The sequence below is a fragment of the Rhodophyticola sp. genome, from assembly GCF_965284195.1.
In the GTDB taxonomy this organism is placed as follows: domain Bacteria; phylum Pseudomonadota; class Alphaproteobacteria; order Rhodobacterales; family Rhodobacteraceae; genus Rhodophyticola.
Genome location: NZ_CBDIRM010000001.1, coordinates 560,501 through 578,361, shown reverse-complemented (window position 1 = coordinate 578,361; position 17,861 = coordinate 560,501). Strand labels below are relative to the sequence as shown.

15 protein-coding genes are annotated in these 17,861 nt (G+C 64.7%); 1 reads left to right on the top strand and 14 read right to left on the bottom strand.

Features of this window, described 5'->3' with window-relative positions; translation table 11 throughout:
• Window position 1 precedes the first annotated feature (1 nt).
• From ACQ651_RS02910 to ACQ651_RS02865, 10 genes are all read right to left on the bottom strand, one after another.
• Window positions 2-1,261, bottom strand: a complete 1,260-nt coding sequence (locus tag ACQ651_RS02910; protein WP_430448230.1) for a glycerate kinase type-2 family protein — start codon at window positions 1,259-1,261, stop codon at window positions 2-4.
• On the bottom strand, window positions 1,258-2,274 hold the full coding sequence (locus ACQ651_RS02905) for a LacI family DNA-binding transcriptional regulator (RefSeq protein ID WP_227285240.1): 1,017 nt from the start codon (window positions 2,272-2,274) through the stop codon (window positions 1,258-1,260). The genes ACQ651_RS02910 and ACQ651_RS02905 overlap by 4 nt, the downstream gene beginning before the upstream one ends.
• A gap of 7 nt (window positions 2,275-2,281) precedes the next feature.
• A complete protein-coding gene (locus ACQ651_RS02900) occupies window positions 2,282-3,448 on the bottom strand; it encodes a dihydrodipicolinate synthase family protein (protein WP_375550271.1) in 1,167 nt (388 codons plus the stop codon).
• 4 nt (window positions 3,449-3,452) lie between these two features.
• Window positions 3,453-5,039 carry a GMC family oxidoreductase gene (locus ACQ651_RS02895; RefSeq protein ID WP_430448228.1) on the bottom strand — a complete coding sequence of 529 codons (1,587 nt, stop codon included), beginning with the start codon at window positions 5,037-5,039 and terminating at the stop codon, window positions 3,453-3,455.
• An 8-nt stretch (window positions 5,040-5,047) separates the two neighbouring features.
• Window positions 5,048-5,800 (bottom strand): 3-ketoacyl-ACP reductase, encoded by a 753-nt coding sequence (locus tag ACQ651_RS02890; protein ID WP_430448226.1) that lies wholly within the window; start codon window positions 5,798-5,800, stop codon window positions 5,048-5,050.
• The gene (locus ACQ651_RS02885) at window positions 5,797-7,293 is read right to left on the bottom strand and encodes an FAD-dependent oxidoreductase (protein ID WP_430448225.1); all 1,497 of its coding nucleotides are present in this window, start codon (window positions 7,291-7,293) and stop codon (window positions 5,797-5,799) included. The genes ACQ651_RS02890 and ACQ651_RS02885 overlap by 4 nt, the downstream gene beginning before the upstream one ends.
• A gap of 72 nt (window positions 7,294-7,365) precedes the next feature.
• The gene (locus ACQ651_RS02880; protein WP_227285235.1) at window positions 7,366-8,481 is read right to left on the bottom strand and encodes an ABC transporter ATP-binding protein; all 1,116 of its coding nucleotides are present in this window, start codon (window positions 8,479-8,481) and stop codon (window positions 7,366-7,368) included.
• Window positions 8,482-8,486: 5 nt separating this feature from the next.
• Window positions 8,487-9,368 carry a carbohydrate ABC transporter permease gene (locus ACQ651_RS02875; protein ID WP_121898551.1) on the bottom strand — a complete coding sequence of 294 codons (882 nt, stop codon included), beginning with the start codon at window positions 9,366-9,368 and terminating at the stop codon, window positions 8,487-8,489.
• A complete protein-coding gene (locus ACQ651_RS02870; protein WP_227285234.1) occupies window positions 9,368-10,276 on the bottom strand; it encodes a carbohydrate ABC transporter permease in 909 nt (302 codons plus the stop codon). The genes ACQ651_RS02875 and ACQ651_RS02870 overlap by 1 nt, the downstream gene beginning before the upstream one ends.
• A 91-nt stretch (window positions 10,277-10,367) precedes the next feature.
• Window positions 10,368-11,618, bottom strand: coding sequence for an ABC transporter substrate-binding protein (locus ACQ651_RS02865; RefSeq protein WP_227285233.1), 1,251 nt, complete (start codon window positions 11,616-11,618; stop codon window positions 10,368-10,370).
• Window positions 11,619-11,856: 238 nt separating this feature from the next.
• Here ACQ651_RS02865 and ACQ651_RS02860 point away from each other — a divergent pair, with 238 nt between their 5' ends.
• Complete coding sequence (locus ACQ651_RS02860; protein ID WP_227285232.1) at window positions 11,857-12,903, top strand: LacI family transcriptional regulator; 1,047 nt, start codon at window positions 11,857-11,859, stop codon at window positions 12,901-12,903.
• On the opposite strand, the gene ACQ651_RS02855 is transcribed toward ACQ651_RS02860, so the two are convergent.
• From ACQ651_RS02855 to ACQ651_RS02840, 4 genes are read right to left on the bottom strand one after another with little or no spacing between them, the layout of a single operon-like run.
• Window positions 12,900-14,420 (bottom strand): aldehyde dehydrogenase family protein, encoded by a 1,521-nt coding sequence (locus ACQ651_RS02855; protein ID WP_430448223.1) that lies wholly within the window; start codon window positions 14,418-14,420, stop codon window positions 12,900-12,902. The genes ACQ651_RS02860 and ACQ651_RS02855 overlap by 4 nt on opposite strands.
• Before the next feature lies 1 nt (window position 14,421).
• Window positions 14,422-15,186 (bottom strand): enoyl-CoA hydratase/isomerase family protein, encoded by a 765-nt coding sequence (locus ACQ651_RS02850; RefSeq protein ID WP_430448221.1) that lies wholly within the window; start codon window positions 15,184-15,186, stop codon window positions 14,422-14,424.
• Entirely contained in the window at window positions 15,183-16,754 is a 1,572-nt protein-coding gene (locus ACQ651_RS02845; protein WP_430448219.1) for an acyl CoA:acetate/3-ketoacid CoA transferase, read from the bottom strand. The genes ACQ651_RS02850 and ACQ651_RS02845 overlap by 4 nt, the downstream gene beginning before the upstream one ends.
• 3 nt (window positions 16,755-16,757) lie before the next feature.
• Window positions 16,758-17,759 (bottom strand): Gfo/Idh/MocA family protein, encoded by a 1,002-nt coding sequence (locus ACQ651_RS02840; RefSeq protein WP_375550282.1) that lies wholly within the window; start codon window positions 17,757-17,759, stop codon window positions 16,758-16,760.
• Between the last annotated feature and the right edge of the window lie 102 nt (window positions 17,760-17,861).

Sequence of the window (17,861 nt, the reverse complement as noted above, 5' to 3'; positions counted from 1 at the left end):
ATCAGGTCTGTCTTTCTACAAGGATGGCCCGGAAGTCGTTGACATTGGTAAGGGTCGGGCCGGTCACGACCTGCTCTCCGGTCGCTGCGAAAAACCCGTGGCTGTCATTATCGGCCAGCGCCGCTTCGGGGTCGATCCCGGCGGCCGCGGCCTTGCTCAGCGTTCCGGGGCCGATCAGCGCCCCGGCCACCTCGGCTGCGCCATCGACGCCATCGGTGTCGCAGGCAAGCGCATGAATGCCCGGCGCGCCCTTCAGCGCGATGGCCAGCGCCAGCGCGTATTCCGCATTGGGCCCACCGCTGCCGCCACCACGCCGGGTAACGGTCAACTCCCCGCCGGACAGGATCAGGTGGCCGGCGGCGCCGGGCGTCAGGCCTTGCTGCCGCGCGCGGGCAAGCGCCGCGTGGTCCGCCGCAATGCGTCGTGCCTCCCCTTCCAGCGCGTCGCCCAGCATCTCCACGGTCAGCCCGCGGGCCCGCGCCATTTCCGCCGCTGCGGCCAGAGACTGCGACGGGGCGGCGTAGACCACGTTTTCCACGCGGGACAGGCGCGGATCGTCCGGCCGGACCGGATCTCCCCCTGCGGCCAGAAAATCCCCAATCGCATCGGGCGGCGTCACGCCCCACCGATCCAGGGTCGCCAAGGCGCGCACCGCATCGCCCCGATAGCCCACCGTCGGGCCCGACGCGATATCGCCCGGATTGTCTCCCGGCACGTCCGAAATCATCAGCGCCAGCATCCGCGCCGGATAGGCCGCAGCCGCAAGCCGCCCGCCCTTGACCGCGGACACCTCCTTTCGGATGCCGTTGATATCGCCGATCGATGCACCCGACGCCAGCAGCGCCTGGGTCAGCGCGCGTTTCTCGGCGAGGGTGATGCCCGCAGCCGGGGCGGTCAGCAGGGCCGATCCGCCGCCCGAGATCAGTGCCAGCACGAAATCCTCCTCCCCCAGACTGTGGAGGAGCGCCAGCATGCGCCTTGTGGCGACCTCGCCTGCCTCGTCGGGCACCGGATGTGCGGCCTCGACGATCTCGATCCCCTGGCAGGCCCGTGCATAGCCGTAGCGGGTGATGACCAGCCCTTCGCAAGGGCCCCAGGCCCGTTCGACCGCCTCGGCCATCCGGGCCGACGCCTTGCCTGCCCCGACGACGACCACTCGCCCGGAGGGTTTCGGCGGCAGATACGCAGACAGGCTGCGCATCGGGTCGGCCACTTCCACGGCGCGGTCGAAAAGGCCGCGAAGCAGGGCGGGAGCGGTCATCTGTCGGGCTCACGGCTTGAAGATCGGGTTACCAGACGCACCGGCGCCCGATACTCCGGCGCGGGTTTATTTCCTTTTTCCAACCATTCAGCCATCAGATAAGCAGTATAAGACCCAAAGCTTTCAATATCGCAACTTACCGAGGAGAGTTGTGGATAAACCTGTGCAGATTCCTCGATATCGTCGAACCCGATCAGCTGAAAGTCCGCACCCACCCGCCGTCCGATCTCGGCGCAGCCGGAATGCACCCCAAGGGCGACAAGATCGTTGAAACAGATCGCGGCATCTATTTCGGGGTGCTCGCGGGCCAGAACCTTCGCCGCATCGCGCCCGAAAGCGCGGGACGCGCGCCCATAAAGGACGAATGGATCCCGTCCCGCGCTGCGCGTCTCCGACAGATAGCCCGACAGGCGCTCCTGCGTGATCTCGCGCCCCTCGACCCCGCCCACAAAGGCGATGTTCCGCGCCCCGGATGCCAGAAGCGCCCGCGTCGCCGCGCGCCCGCCCGCGCTGTAGTCGAAGGATGCGAAGGGAAAGAGATCGGTCCGCGGATCGACCTGTCGCAGCATCTGCAAACAGGGCAGCCCGGCCCGGGCGATCCGGTCGAAAAGCGCGCCCGTGGCGTCCCCGTAGGCGGGCGACATGATCAGGCCCGACACCCCGTGTTCGATCATCGAGCCTGTGACCTGCGCCTGCAGGTCCGCGTCCTCATCCGAGTTCGAGACGATCGTGGCGTAGCCCCGCGCGGACAGGGCCATCTGCACCGATATGGCGAACTCCGTGAAAAACGGGTTCCTCAGATCGTTGATCACCATCCCGATCAGCCCGACCCCGCCCGAGCGGAGTTGCGCCGCCGCGCGGTTGTAGACATAGCCCAGATCGGCCATGGATTTGCGCACCAGTTCGGCGGTTTGCGCCTTCACCAGCGGGCTGCGCTGCAACACCAGCGACACCGTGGATTTGGACACGCCCGCATGGTGCGCCACATCCAGAATGGTTGGTCTCTTGCCCAAGCCCGGCCTAGCCCCCGTCGATCCCGTGCAGACCCAGTAGCATACGCATCCGCGTCTCTGCCAGATCCGGTCGGGTCAAAAGCCGGGCCTGATCGGCGAGGCGGAAAACCTCGGCATAATGCGTGATCTCGCGGGAGGATTGGAAACCGCCGGGCATGATGAAGTGATCCTGTGCCCCGTTCAGCCAGGCCAGAAAGGCGATGCCTGCCTTGTAGAACTGTGTGGGCGCCTTGAAAATCTCCCGCGACAGCGGAACCGTCGGGGCCAGAAGCGCGTGATATTCTGCGCTGTTGCCCATCGCCAGCGCCTCCAATGCCTGCGATGCCGCCGGGGCGATGGCCGCGAAAATGCCCAGAAGCGCGTGGGAATGATACCGGCCGTCCCCTTCGATCAGCGGCGCATAGTTGAAGTCATCGCCCGTATAAAGGCGGACACCGGCGGGCAGCCGCTTGCGAAAAGCCTCTTCATGCGCCTGATCCAGAAGGGAAATCTTGATACCGTCGACCTTGTGCGCCCGGGCCGCAATGATCGCGAGCACCGCATCGGAGGCCGCGTTTACATCCGCCCCGCCCCAGTAGCCCGCAAGCGCCGGGTCGAACATATCGCCCAGCCAATGCAGGATCACCTTGTCCCGGGCCTGATCGAGAAGACGGCCATAGACACGGGCATAGGTCTCCGGGCCCGCGCCGATTGCGGGCAAGGCCCGGGTCGCCATCAAGATGACCTGCCCGCCCGCGGCCTCGATCACCTCCATCTGATGTTCGTAGGCCGCGATGATGGCGTCCGCGTCGCGCAAATCGTCGGGCGCGATGTGGTCGGTCCCGGCGCCACAGGCGACGCGGGGGGCCAGCGGATGCGCCTTTGCCTCGCGCATCGTCCGCTCGATCAGCTCCCGCGCCGTCGGCCAATCCACGCCCATGCCGCGTTGGGCGGTGTCCATCGCCTCGGCCAGACCAAGGCCCTGATCCCACAGATAATGACGGAATTTCAGCGTTGCATCCCAATCCACCGCAGGGCGGCCCTGCCACGGGTCGCGCTCAGCCAGCGGGTCGCTGACTACATGGGCCGCGGCGAATGCCGTCCGGGTGAACGGCCGGCGTGGGGCGCGCGGGGTCAAGGAGGCCCCGGTCAGGCGATAGGGTTTCAGGCGGCCATCACGGCCTGGCAAGAGCATCGGTTCAGACCCCGTGATCGGCGCGGATCAGATCGGCGGCTTTCTCCGCGATCATGATCACCGGCGCATTGGTGTTGGAGGAGATCAGGCGCGGCATGATCGACGCATCGACCACGCGCAGCCCGTCGATGCCGTTGAACCGCAGACGCGGCGTCACCACGGCGGTCGCATCCGCGCCCATGCGGCAGGTGCCCGCCGGGTGATGATCGGTTTTCGCGTTGGCGCAGGCGAAATCGAAGAACTCCGCATCGGTCCGGACATCCGGCCCCGGCAGAACCTCCCGCTCGACGAAGGGCGCCAGCGCGGGTTGCCGCAAGATCTCCCGCGCCAGCTTCAGGCCGCGTATCGACATCGCCCGGTCATGCGGGTCGGCCCAGTAATTCGGGTCGATCAGCGGCGCGGCGGACGGATCGGCGCTTTGAAGTCGGACAGTACCGCGCGACCGGGGGCGCAGATAGGCGGAGTTGAGCGTGACGCCGGGGTTCCGCATCTTGGCAACGCCCGCCTCGATCCCCGACCCAAGCCCCAGATGGAACTGGAGATCGGGGCTTCGCGCGCCCTCCTCGGCATACCAGAACCCGCCGGTCTCAAACAGGCTGGAGGCGACCGGGCCCCGTTTTGTCAGCAGATACTGCAACCCGGCCAGCGCGGACCAGTGCGGGCGGGCGTACTTGTCGTAGGTGTGATCGCCGGTACATTCGGAAATCGTGAAGAGATCGAGGTGATCCTGCAGGTTCGCACCGACCTCCGGCTGATCCAGTATCGCGGGCACCCCGACCTCGGACAGATGGTCTGCCGGGCCGATCCCCGACAGCATCAACAGGCGCGGCGACCCGATCGCGCCGGAAGACAGGATCACCTCGGCTCCGGCCATCAGGCGGGTGCCATCCATCAGTTCGACACCGACGGCCCGATGCGTCTCGATGATCAGACGACGGACCTGCGCCCCGGTTCTGATGGTCAGGTTGGGCCGCCCACGCACCGGCCCCAGATACGCCACGGAGGTTGAAGATCGGCGCGCATCTCTTTGTGTCAGCTGGTAAAACCCCACGCCCTCCGGGTTCTCTCCGGCCATGTCGCCGGCCCGCGGGATGCCCAGCTCCCCCGCTGCCGCAAAATAGGCCTCGCAGATCGGGAGCGGGGCGCGCGGTTGCGACACGCCCAAGGGACCGCCGCGCCCGTGAAACGCGTCGTCATAGGTGTCGTTGTCTTCCGCCTTGCGAAAATACGGCAGCACGTCGGCATAGCTCCAGCCGTCGCACCCCATCTGCCGCCATTCGTCGTAATCCAGCGCATTGCCGCGCGTGTAGATCTGCGCGTTCACCGTCGACCCGCCGCCGATCACGCGGGCCTGAGTGTAGTTGATCACCATGTTTTTCATGTGTTTCTGGGGAACCGTCCGCCACCCCCAGGACCCGATACCCCTGGTCATCTTGGCGAAGCCGGCGGGCATCTTGTAAAACGGGTGCCGGTCGCTGCCGCCGGCCTCCAGCAGGCAGACCCGCAACTCCCGCACTTCGGACAGCCGCGCGGCCAGCACGCATCCCGCACTGCCCCCGCCCACGATGATGATGTCGTAACTCTCGGCCATCCGTTCCCTCACAACCGTTCTATGGACAGGCCGCCATCCACCGGGATGATCGCACCCGTGGAAAACGCAAACTGACCTTCGGCCAGGGCCGCGGCCACCTGGCCCAGATCGGCGGGCTGCCCCCACCGTTTGGCAGGCACCAGACCCGCGGCGATACGCGCATCATAGATGTCCTTCGCGCCTGCGATCATCGCCGTCTCGATGATGCCCGGGCGAAGTTCGAATACGCCGATCCCCGCCTCGGCAAGCCGGGCCGCGAAAAGCTGCGCCATCATCGAGGCCGCCGCCTTGGACATGCAGTATTCCGCCCGCTCGACCGAGGCCATGGACGCACTGACGGAGGTGACGAATTGCAGCGATCTGTAATGCGCCGAGGGGGTGGCCAGCATCCGCCTTGCGACCTCCTGCGCCAGAAAGAAGGCGCCGCGCAGGTTCACCGACATGACATGATCGAAGCTGTCCGGCATCAACCCCAGCATATCGCCCCGCACATGCGCCGGAACCCCCGCATTCGAGATGAAACATGTCAGCGGGCCGAGGCGGGATTCGACCTCCGTGATCAGATCAGCTTCGTTCCCCAGAGAGCTGAGATCATGTACAAAATACTCAACCTCCAGTTCTTCCACGACACCACGCACGGCGGCGCTGTCCGCCGCTTGCTCCGCGCAGACCGCGACGCGATAGCCGGCCCCGCGAAGGGCCCGCGCAATGCCGAGACCTATGCCTTGCTGGCCGCCGGCGATCAGGGCTGTTCGGGTCATATGGCACGCTCCCTCTGCTGGAAATGATGGGCGATCCGCAAGGCGTTGGCGGCGATGGTCAGCGCCGGGTTCACCGCCGCCGATGTGGGCAGGATGCTGGCATCGGCAATGAACAGGTTCGGATGGTCATGGGCACGGCCTGTCGGCGTGACCACGCTGCGCGCCGGATCGGTCCCCATACGGGCGGTGCCGCATTGATGCGACGGTGTGCGCCGGTCGAACGGCCGCGACAGGACCACCGGAAAACCGGCCTTGCGCAGAACCCGTTTCAGCCGCGCCACCAGCGCGTCATGCGCCGCCCAGTTGGAGCGCTTCCAGTCCAGCACGATCCGATCCCCCCGCAGCGTGACACGGCTTTCAGGATCGGGAAGATCCTCGGACATCACGTAGAAATCAATCGCATGATCCGCGATCCATCGGGCAACGAGCCCCGGCAGCCCGGTCTGCGAGGCGAGGATCGGGCCGGAGACGCGCCCAAGCAGTTGAATGTTGCCAAGAGGCATGTCGCCGGCATGAGGCTTTCCATAGAAGTCGTTGATCTGAATCGTCTTTTGATAGACGGAACGATTTTTTCTCCAGGGATGGATCGCCAGCGCGGCGGAACAGTTGTGGTTCATGAAATTCCGCCCGACCTGATCGGAGCGATTGGCGAGCCCCTTGGGATAAGCGTCCGTGGCCGAGCGCAGCAGGATCGCCGCGCTGTTCACCGCGCCAGCGGCCAGCACGAAGCTGCGGGCCGCGATCTCTGACCGGCCATCGGGGCCGGTGACCTGTACCGCCGTGATGCGCCCCGCGTCATCGGCCAACAGACGATCCACATGCATACCGGTGTGCAAGGTTACGTTTTCAAAGGATAAGGCCCGGCGCATCCCCACGCTTTCGGCATCCATCTTGGAGCCATCGGTATCGGGGAACGCATCCCATGGCGTTTGGCCCCGCGCCAGCCAGCGGGGCAGATCGACCGCAAGCGGCAGGGAGGACGGATGCAGCCCGATACGGACAAGCCGGGCGCGAAGCGCCGCAATCTCGGGTTCATCGGGCACGGGCGGATGCGGGTATCTGCCCGAATGGGGCGGCTCGGTCGGGTCTTCGCCCAAACACCCGCGCACCTCATACATCTCTTCGGCGGCCTGATACCACGGCTCCAGTTCGGCATAGTCGAAGGGCCAGCCCGATGTCGTGCCGCCCATATGCCGGACCGGCGCGAAATCCGTTTCGCGAAACCGGATCAGTGCGGCACCGTAGAATTTGCTGTTGCCGCCAACGCAATAGTAGTTGCCCGGATTGAACGGTTCGCCCTGCCCGTCCAGCCATGTCTCATCGGGCCGGAAAACGCCGTCGCGGAAAATCGCCTGCGGGTCGCGCGCGGCGGGGCTGTCGGCCAGATGATCCCCCCGCTCCAGAACCACGATCCGCGCACCGCTCGGCGCCAGGGCGGCGGCCAATGTGGCACCCCCCATGCCGGAGCCGATGATCAGGATGTCGGTCGTCATGCCGCGATCTGCACTTGGAACATTCCAATTTCTACATAAAAGAAAGGGCGGCCTCGGGCCACCCCATCCGCCTCAGCCGATCCGCTCTTCGGTCTTCGGGTCGAACAGCACAGCCTTGTCCATGTTCACCGCGAAATCGAAGGCCTGCCCCGGGTGGACATCTGCATCGGCCCGCATCCGCGCGATGCAGTCCTTGCCCGAAAGCGTCGTGCTGACAAAGGTATCCGCGCCGGCCGGTTCCGTCACGCTGACCGTGTTGTGCAGCGACTGGATATTGCGGGCGTTGCGGTCGGCGCCTTCGGGATCGGTGATCGCCTCCGGGCGGATGCCCAGCATCACCTCCGCGTCCAGATAGGCCCGGTAGCTCTCCGGCGCGTTTTCGATCCGCAGATGCAGCGGCTGATCCTCCGCGCCGGTGATCTCGGCGTGGATCTCGCCATTCAAGTTCCGCAACCGTGCCGGCAGCACGTTCATCGAGGGCGAGCCCATGAAGCTGGCCACGAACAGGTTGGCGGGGTTGTCGTAGATCTCCTTGGGCGTGCCGAGCTGCTGCACATAGCCGTCATACATCACCGCGATACGGGTGGAGAGCGTCATCGCCTCGATCTGATCATGGGTCACGTAAACGATCGTCGTGCCCAGCTTCTGGTGCAGTTTCTTGATCTCGGTCCGCATGTCCACGCGCAGCTTGGCATCGAGATTGGACAGCGGCTCGTCGAACAGAAACACGTCCGGGTTGCGGACAAGCGCACGGCCCATCGCCACCCTTTGCCGCTGACCGCCGGACAATTGGCCGGGTTTCCGGTCAAGCAGGTTTTCAATCTGCAGCAGCTTGGCCACATCCGCCATCGCGCGGTCGCGGTCGGCCTTCGGAACGCCATGCATCTCAAGCCCGAACGTGATGTTCTGGCCGACGGTCATGTTGGGGTAGAGCGCGTAGGACTGGAACACCATCGCGATGTTGCGCTTGGACGGGTGCACGCCGTTGATCACCCGGTCCTTGATGGCGATTTCGCCGGAGGTGATCCCCTCCAGCCCCGCGATCATGTTGAGAAGCGTGGACTTGCCGCAGCCCGAGGGGCCGACAAGAACAAGAAACTCGCCCTCCTGCACCTCGATATCGACCTTATGCAGCACCTCCACCGCGCCGTAGGATTTGGTGACGTTGTTGATGTCGAGAAAACCCATCGGACTTATCCCTTGACTGAGCCCGCCATCAGACCGCGCACGAAGTAGCGGCCAGCGACGATGTAAACGAGAAGAGTGGGTGCGGCCGCCATGATGGCGCCGGCAAAATGCACATTGTATTCGCGCACACCCGTGGAGGAGTTGACGAGATTGTTGAGCGCCACCGTCATCGGGGCGGACCCGCCCGATGCGAAGGAGGCGCCGAACAGGAAATCGTTCCAGATATTGGTGAACTGCCAGATACACGACACCGCGATGATCGGCCCCGAACTGGGCAGCATGATCCGCCAGAAGATCTGGAAAAAACCCGCCCCGTCGATCTGTGCGGCGCGCACCAGCTCCGTGGGGAACGCGGCATAGTAGTTCCGGAAATAGAGCGTGGTGAACCCGATCCCGTAGACGAAATGCACAAGGATCAGACCGGTCGTCGTGCCGGCGATGTCAAGAATGCCGAGAATGCGCGCCATCGGGATCAGGACGATCTGGAACGGGATGAAGCAGGAGAAGAGCAACAGCCCGAAGATCAGCGTCGCGCCCCGGAACTGCCATTTGGTGAGAACATAGCCGTTGAGCGCCCCCACGATGGTCGACAGCGCCACGGCGGGCACCGCCATCACGATCGAGTTGATGAAATACGGGCGCAGGCCGGTCGGCTCCACCCCGATCTGCGCGGTCGACCAGGCGCTCAGCCAGGGCGCGATGGTCCATTCCCGGGGGAGCGACACCATGTTTCCGCCGGTGATCTCCTCCAGCGGCTTGAGCGAGTTCACCAGCATGATGCCGAAGGGCAGCAGGTAGAACAGGGCGAAGAGCAGAAGCACCAGATAGATCAGCACCCGGCTGAAGCTGGAGGACCGGATTGCGGTGTCGGCGGATGCGATGGCCATCACTTCTTCTCCCGCAATTCGGCATAGAGATAGGGCACCATGATCGCCGCGATGGTCATCAGCATGATCACCGCAGACGAGGCGCCGATGCCCATCTGGTTGCGCGTGAATGTGTAGGAATACATGAAGGTCGCAGGCAGCGCCGTCGCATTGCCCGGCCCGCCGCCGGTCAGGGCGATCACAAGGTCATAGGATTTGATCGCAAGGTGGCTGAGAATGACGAAGGCCGACAGGAACGCGGGCCGAAGCTGCGGCAGGATGATCCGGCGATACAGGTTCCAGTTCGAGGCCCCGTCCATCTGGGCGGCTTTCAGGATCTCGTTGTCGATCCCGCGGAGACCGGCCAGAAACATCGCCATGACGAAGCCCGAGCTTTGCCAGACCGCGGCGATGACGATGGTGTAGATCGCCATTTCGCGATCCTTGATCCAGTTGAAGGTGAAGCTTTCCCAGCCCCAGAGATGCATGGTGTTTTCCAGCCCGATCGCGGGGTCCAGAAACCACTTCCAAGCAGTGCCCGTCACGATGAAGCTGAGCGCCATGGGATAAAGGAAGATGGGCCTCAAAATACCTTCGCCCCTGATCTTCTGATCCAGAAAAATCGCCAGCATCAGGCCGATCAGCGTGCAGATCACGATGTAGAGCGAGGCGAATATGGCGAGGTTCTTGACCGCGATATCCCATTCGCGGACGCGGAACAGCCGGTCGTAATTCTGCCAGCCGACCCATTCGTATGACGGCAGCATGCGGCTGTCTGTGAAGCTCAGATAGACCGTGAAGGCGATGAAGCCGTAAACGAAGATCACCATCACCGCAAAGGACGGCGCCAGAACGATCTTGGGCAGCCAGTTCTGAAGACGCGTGCGGAAATCCACGCCCGTATCCTGCCCGGCGTCGGTAGCAGCCATTGGCCCCCTCCCCTTTGTCGTTGCGGTGACGACCGGGCCCCTGCCCGGACCCATGGACCGGCCCCGAAAAAAGGGCCGGTCCCGACAGGCGTTACATCGCCAGTTCGACGGCTGTCACCATTTCCTGGGCAGCGGTTTCGGCATCGTATTCGCCGTTGAAATGCGCGGTGATCACATCATACATCGCATTTTGCACCGACGGATTGTTGGCATGGCCATGGGCCATGGACCCGAAAAGCCCGCCACTGGCCGCGGCTTCGGCAAGCTGCGCCATCCCCATCTGTCCGCAGGCATCGAACGCCTCCGGCGAGATATCGGTCCGGGCGGGCACGGAGCCTTTGACCGTGTTGAAGGCCACCTGGAACTCGGGGCTCATCACCGCCGAGGCCATGGCCGTCTGCGCCTCCATCGCCGCGGCGTCGGTCACGTTGAACATCGCGAACTGGTCGGAGTTGAAGGTGACCATTCCCTCGGTGCCCGGCACGCGGAAGCACTGGAACTCTTCTCCGGCGGTCTGGCCTGCGTTGATGAACTCGCCCTTGGCCCAGTCCCCCATGATCTGGAACAGCGCGTCGCCATTGGCGACCATCGCCGAGGCGAGGTTCCAGTCGCGACCCGAGAAGTTGTCGTCCACGAAGCCGCGCAATACGGCCATACGCTCGAACGCCTCGACCATCTGGGCTGAGCCCAGCGCCTCGGGGTCGAGATCGACCATCGCGGCCTGATAGAATTCGGGGCCACCGACGCCCATCACCATCGAATCGAAGATCGTGGCGTCCTGCCAGGCCTGACCGCCATGGGCGAGTGCGGTGTAGCCCGCATCCTGCGCGGCCTGCATTGCGGCCACGAACTCATCCCATGTTCCGGGCTGTTCGATGCCAAGCTCTTCCATCAGCGCGGTATTGGCCCAGACCCAGTTGGTCGAATGGACGTTCACCGGTGCCGCCACCCAGTCACCGTCATAGGTGGAGAAACGCTGCAGCGCCGCGGGCACGACATCGTCCCAGTTCTGTTCGGCGGCCAGATCGTTGAGATTGGCCAGCGCGCCTTCGGCGGCCCAGTCCTGAATGGAGAAGCCGAGCATCTGCACGGCGGTGGGCGGGTCGCCTGCGGTCACGCGGGCGCGCAGAACGGTCATCGCATCGGAGCCGCCGCCGCCGGCCACTGGCATATCGGTCCAGCCGATGCCGCTGCCGGCCAGATCCTCGCGCAGCACGTTCAGCGCCGCGGCCTCGCCACCAGATGTCCACCAGTGAAGAACTTCAACTTCCTGCGCCACGACCCCCGTGGTCGACAGCGCGACAGCTGCGGCAGACAGCTGAAGCTTTCTGAGAATGGTCATGATCGTCCTCCCTTTTCGTTATGAGTCCCTTTTGGACTGCTGGAATTAAAACGTTATAACACAGCCCTGAGTCAACGGAAAATTTCGCGTCTGGGTTGCAACGCGATTGCCATATACTCAGCGTTACAGGCACAAAGGCGACTACATGGCCACAACATCGCGAAACGCTTTTCAGTTGAAAGGTTTCAAATAATCGCCATAGTGACCCAAGCCTTCCGCAGCGGAGCACCCCGGCTTGATGACCAAGGACACCGACGAGACCGCGCCGCTTGCGCCCGGCGAACGCCCGACATTGCGAACGATCGCGGAGCAGACTGGATATGCCGTGGCCACCGTGTCGCGGGCGCTGGCCAACGACCCGCGAATCGCCAAGACGACCCGCGAAAAAGTGTCCCTTGCGGCGAAGAATCTGGGCTATGTGCCCGACCGCGCGGCGCGGCGGCTGCGCACCGGGCGCACGCAGGTCGTGAGCCTTCTGCTCAATACCGAGCATGAGTTTCTGGGCTTCACCCATGAGTTTCTGACCGGCATCACCGACGTCCTGCGCGGCACGGGCTATTCCGTTACCGTCGTTCCCGACACGGTTGGCAAGGACCGGCTGGATCCGGTGCGCACCATTTTGCGCAACAATCTGGCCGATGGCATTCTCTTCACCCGGACGGAATGCTTCGACCCCCGGGTCCGGCTGATGATGGAGAACGGATTTCCCTTTGTCAGCCATGGCCGAACCGAATTCACCACGCCCCATCCATGGGTCGATTTCGACAACGAGACCTTTGCCCGCAAGGCGGTGCACCGGCTGGTCGAGAAGGGCCGCAGACGGCTGAGCCTGATCCTGCCGGAGGACCGGTTCACCTTCACCCAGCATCTGCGCTACGGCTTCATGAGCGCGGTGCGGGAAACCGGTGTCGAGTACGAGATCGTCACCGACGTGACGCTCGATTCCGCCACCGCCGATATCGCGGAGGCCACCAAGCGGCGAAGGTATCGGCCGAACCCGCCCGACGGGTACATCTGTGTGGGCGAGGTGACCGCGCTGGTGACGCTGACGGCCCTTGGCGATGTGGGCGTGACACCGGGGGTGGAGGCCGATGTGCTGGCCAAACGCGCCTCTCCCATCTTCGACAATATCCGTCCGCGGATCGAGACCGTGTTCGAAGACCTGCGCGCCACGGGCCGCGCGATGGCGGAGATGCTGTTGCGCCGGATGGCGGGCGAGCCGCCGGAAGCGCTCAATGTGCTGTTCCGCCCCGACACCGGATTTTGCGGCGACAGCGACCATTAGGCCACCCATCTCGGCCGGGTGTCGCCGATCCGCATCTGGACGGATTTGACCTCCAGGAACTCCTCTATCCCGTATCGGCCCAGTTCCCGGCCCTGCCCGCTCTGCTTGACCCCGCCGAAGGGCATCTCGGCAAAACCATCCATCCAGGTATTGGTCCAGACCGTCCCGGCCCGAACCCTGCGGGAGAACTCAAGACAGGTGTGGACATCGCGGCTCCACACGCCAGCCGACAGCCCGTAAGACGCGGAATTGGCAAGCAAAATCGCCTGATCCATTGTTCGGAAGGTCAGGACGGACAGAACCGGCCCGAACACCTCTTCGGTGGCGATGGCCATGTCGGGGGTAACGCCGGTGACGATCGTGGGGGCGTGGAACTGGCCCGCCAAACCGTCGATCGACAGCGCCTTGCCGCCAAGCGCCACCTGCGCCCCGGCGGTCTCGGCATCCCGGACATAGGCCGCGATCTTCGCCTGATGGTCGGGCGAGATGATTGCGCCGACCTTGGTCCGGGGATCGAGCGGGTCGCCGAAGGGCACCTTGCGCGACGCGTCCACGATCATTTCGGTCAGCGTCCCGGCCACGTCTTCATGCACGATGATCCTGCTGCCGGAGTTGCAGCATTCGCCCGCATTGAAATAGACACCGAACACGATGGCATCGGCGGCGGCCTCAAGGCCGGCGTCGGGGAAAATCACCTGCGGGTTCTTGCCCCCAAGCTCCAGCGAGACCTTTTTCAGCGTCCCGGCCGCGGTCCTGACGATCTGCTTGCCGACCGCGGTGGAGCCGGTGAAGGACACCATGTCGACCCTGTCATCGCCCGTCATCAGCGCCCCGACCGGATCGCCGTATCCCAGCACGATGTTGACCACACCGTCGGGCAAGCCGGCCCGTTGCAGCAACTGGCCGAGGATCACCGTGGTGGAGGGCGTCATCTCCGAAGGTTTCACCACCGCGGTGCAGCCTGCGGCCAGCGCGAAGGGAAGTTTCTGGCTTATGATCAGAAAGGGGAAGTTCCATGGCGTGATCAGCGAGACCACGCCCACCGGCTCCTTCAGCACCATGCCCAGCATATCGGGGCCCAGGCTGTTATGGCTGTCGCCATGCAGCGTGCGTGCAAGGGCGGCGGCATATCTCCAGAGATCGGCGGCGCCCTCGATTTCGGCGCGCGCCTGAGTGATCGGCTTGCCGCTTTCCAGGGTTTCCAGAACCGCGATCCGTTCGCGGTTTTCGTCTATCAGATCAGCGGTTTTCAGCAGGATCCTTGCCCGCGCCGCGCCCGGGGAGGCGGCCCAGTCGCCCGCATCGAAGGCATGTCTGGCCGCCGCAATCGCGCGCGCGATATCATCGCCGCCGCCCCGTGCGGATCGGCTGACGAGATCGCCATGCGCCGGGGAGTGTCGCTCGAACACGGCGCCGTCGGCGCTCCCCACCCACGCGCCATCGATCAGATGCTGCCCGATGAACGGGTCGGTCGGGATGGCGGCGCCGCAGGCCGGGATCAGGGTAAACTCCGTCATCTCATACCCCCGGGAACTCAGGTTTGCGTTTCTCGGCAAAGGCGGCCACGCCCTCGGACTTGTCGGCGCTGGCCGCGATCATGCCACCACCCAGAGCCTCGATCATCGCGGCCCGGTCCTCGCCCGCGGCCGCGTGGATCAGGTATTTGGCAATCTCGGTCGCCCGCGGGCTGGTGTGCGCCAGACGCGCGGCGATCTCCTCTGCGGCGGCCAGCGGATCCGCCGCAACCTCCGCCACGAAGCCAAGCTCCCTCGCCCGCTCCGCCGTCAGGTGGCGCCCGAACAGCGCCATCTCCTTGACCACCGGTTCCGGCACCAGACGCAGCAGGCGCTGCGTGCCGGACCATCCCGGAACGATCCCGACCGAGCTTTCCGGCAGGCCAAGTCTGGCCTCCGTCGCCATTACCCGAACATCGCACGCCGCCGACAGTTCCAGCCCGCCACCGAAGGCATGGCCGCCGATCACGGCAATCGTGGGTTTCGACAGTCGCGCAAGCCGGTCGAACACCCGGTGGCCATCACGCACCCAGTGACGGGCAAACTCCGCTGGGGCAAGACCGGCCCAGGCCGAGATATCCGCGCCCGCGCAAAAGGCTCTGGCCGGCGCCGCGGTGACCAGCACCCCAAGCACGGCGGGATCCGCGTCCAGCGCCGCGCAATGGCTCTCCAACTGCTCCAGCATGTCGGGGGTGAAGGCGTTGAGCTTGCCCGGATTGTCCAGCTCAAGCCGCGCGATCGCGCCCCGATGAAGATGAACGGCGCTCACAGCGCAAGCCCCATGGGTGTTTCCGACAGCAGGCTCACAGGCATCCGGTTGGCATTGCCCGCGACCGCGACGCGCCCTTCGGAGGCCGTCACGATATCGCGCTCCGGATCGATGCCGGGCATGATCTCGGTCGCCACGAGCCCGGTTTCGGTCAGTCGCATCACGCAGCGCTCGGTCACATAGAGCACATCCTGCCCCTGCCGCAGCGCGCGCTGACCGGCAAAGGTGACATGTTCCACCGCCTCGACCATCTTGGTGAACTTGCCGGGTCTGGTGACGCTTATGGCCTCCGGCGTCAGGGACAGCTCCGCGCCGGCCTCGAAATATCCGGAAAACACGATCTTCCTCGCGTGGGCCGTGATGTCCACGAACCCCCCGCACCCTGCGGTGAGATAAGGTTTTTTCCCAAGCTTCGAGACGTTGACATTGCCCTGCACATCCACCTCCAGAAAGGAGAGGAAAGACATGTCGAACCCGCCCCCCTGAAAATAGGTGAACTGGTTCGGTGACGGCACGAAGGCATGGGCATTCGAGGCGCAGCCAAAGGCGAACCCGGTCAACGGCATGCCCCCGACCGCCCCCTGTTCGATGGCCCAGGTCACGGCCTGCGCCTGACCTTCCTCCAACAGGATCCGGGGCACGATCGCCGAAATGCCGAAGCCCAGATTGGCGGTCTGTCCCGCCCGCAGCTCCATCGCGGCGCGGCGCGCGATGACCTTCTCCACATTATGTTCGGCCCGGGCGAAGCTGTCCCATGGCCGCATGATCTCCCCCGAGATCGCCGGGTCATAGAGCGTTTCGGTGGTCTGTTTCTGACCGGGGGCCACCACGATCATGTCCACCAGATGCCCCGGCACATGCACGTCATGGGGCCGGAGGGACCCCGCCGCAGTGACCCGCTTGACCTGCGCGATCACAAGGCCGCCATGGTTTCGCACGGCAATCGCCTGATCCAGCGCACCAAGGGTGGCGCCTTCATGTTCGTAGGTCAGATTGCCGTGTTCATCCGCCGTCGTTGCCCGGATGATCGCCACATCTGGCACGATATTCGGGAAATGCAGCCATGTTTCCCCGCCGAATTCCGCCCGTTCCACAATGCTCCGGCCCACCGCGACCTCGTTCATCGCACACCCCTCGCGGAGCGGGTCGACAAACGTCTCCAGCCCCACCTTGGTCAGCACGCCCGGTTTGCGTGCAGCCACGTCGCGATGCATGTCGAAAAGGATGCCCGAGGGGACATTGTAGGCCGCAACCCGGTTTTCCACGATCATCTGCCAGATCGCGGGCATCGGCAGGTTGGAAGGACCCGAAGGATAGGACCCGCCGATGATCGTCGCCAGCAGACCGTCCTGCGCGATATGATCGACCCCCTTGACCCCGTACATGTCGCCCGCCGCGATCGGGTGGATGGTGGTCAGGCCACGCGGATGCCCCTCGTCCCTGAACCGCGCGCCAAGCGCCTCCAACACCGCATCCGGGCACCCGAGTGCCGAGGAGGACGATACGGTCACCACCGCGCCATCCCCGATATGCGCCACGGCCTCGGCCCCGGAAACGATCTTGCCCATGGCTCAAATGCCTCCGTAGTCGACGGCAACGCGCCGCCCGGTTTCCGCCGCCTTCGCGACAGCGGCGGCCACGGCGAGGGATTTCACGCCGTCCACCCCGTCAGCCGAAGGGCGACCCTGCCCGGCCACCGCATCGCAGAACAAGCCGACCGAACGCCGATAGAGATCATGCGTGTCATAGGGCAGCGTTTCCGCTCCGGCTTCGGTGGTCAGGACGATCTCGCCGACGGCGCCTTGCGTCATCACGTCGGTGGCGACGATGGAGCCCTTCGTTCCGTGGACCTGAAACCCGCTTCTGGCAAAGCGATGGGTGAAGCTTTCATGGGTCTGCACCATCGCGCCCGACGGCATGGACCAGACCGACATCGCGCTGTCTTCGACGCCCTTGCCCATGCCCGCGCTGCTTGCCATCGCGACCACATCCACGGGATCCTCCCCCAGATGGAACCGCACGGTATCGGCGTCATGAACCACGATATCCGCGATCACGCCGCCGCCGGCCTCGGGCTTGTCCAGCCGCCAGCCCTGCAGATGCGGGGGGAGATAGACGGCGTGGAAAACGCGCACGCTCAACACATCGCCGACGCGGCCGGCCCGCACGGCCTCCCGAATAGCCAGATGGCTGCCGGCGTTGCGCAGATGGTGATTGGTGGCAAAGACAAGGCCCGCCTTCTGTGCGGCGCGCACCATGGTCACCGCATCCGCGACGGTCATCGCCAGCGGCTTTTCGCACAAGACATGCTTGCCCGCCGCGATGGCGGCCATGGCCTGACTAAAATGCTTTTCATTGGTGGTGGAGATGTAGACAGCATCGATATCCCCGGCCAGCAGCGCCTCCAGATCGCTGACCCCATGGGCGATGCCGTGTTCGGCGGCATAGCTTTCCGCCCGCTCGGGGCTGGAGGACAGGACATGGGTCACCGCACCCTCGCCGGACACGGAGCGGAACGCCTCGATCATGCGCTCGGCCGCAATCGTACTGGCCCCGATCAGACCCCATTTCATCGGCATCATCCTCCCCTTTCGCTCCGCGTGGCCAGTCTGGCCGGCTTTTTTGGAACGTTCCATTAAGTTGATCCGATTTGGCTGACCCGTCAACCGCTTTCT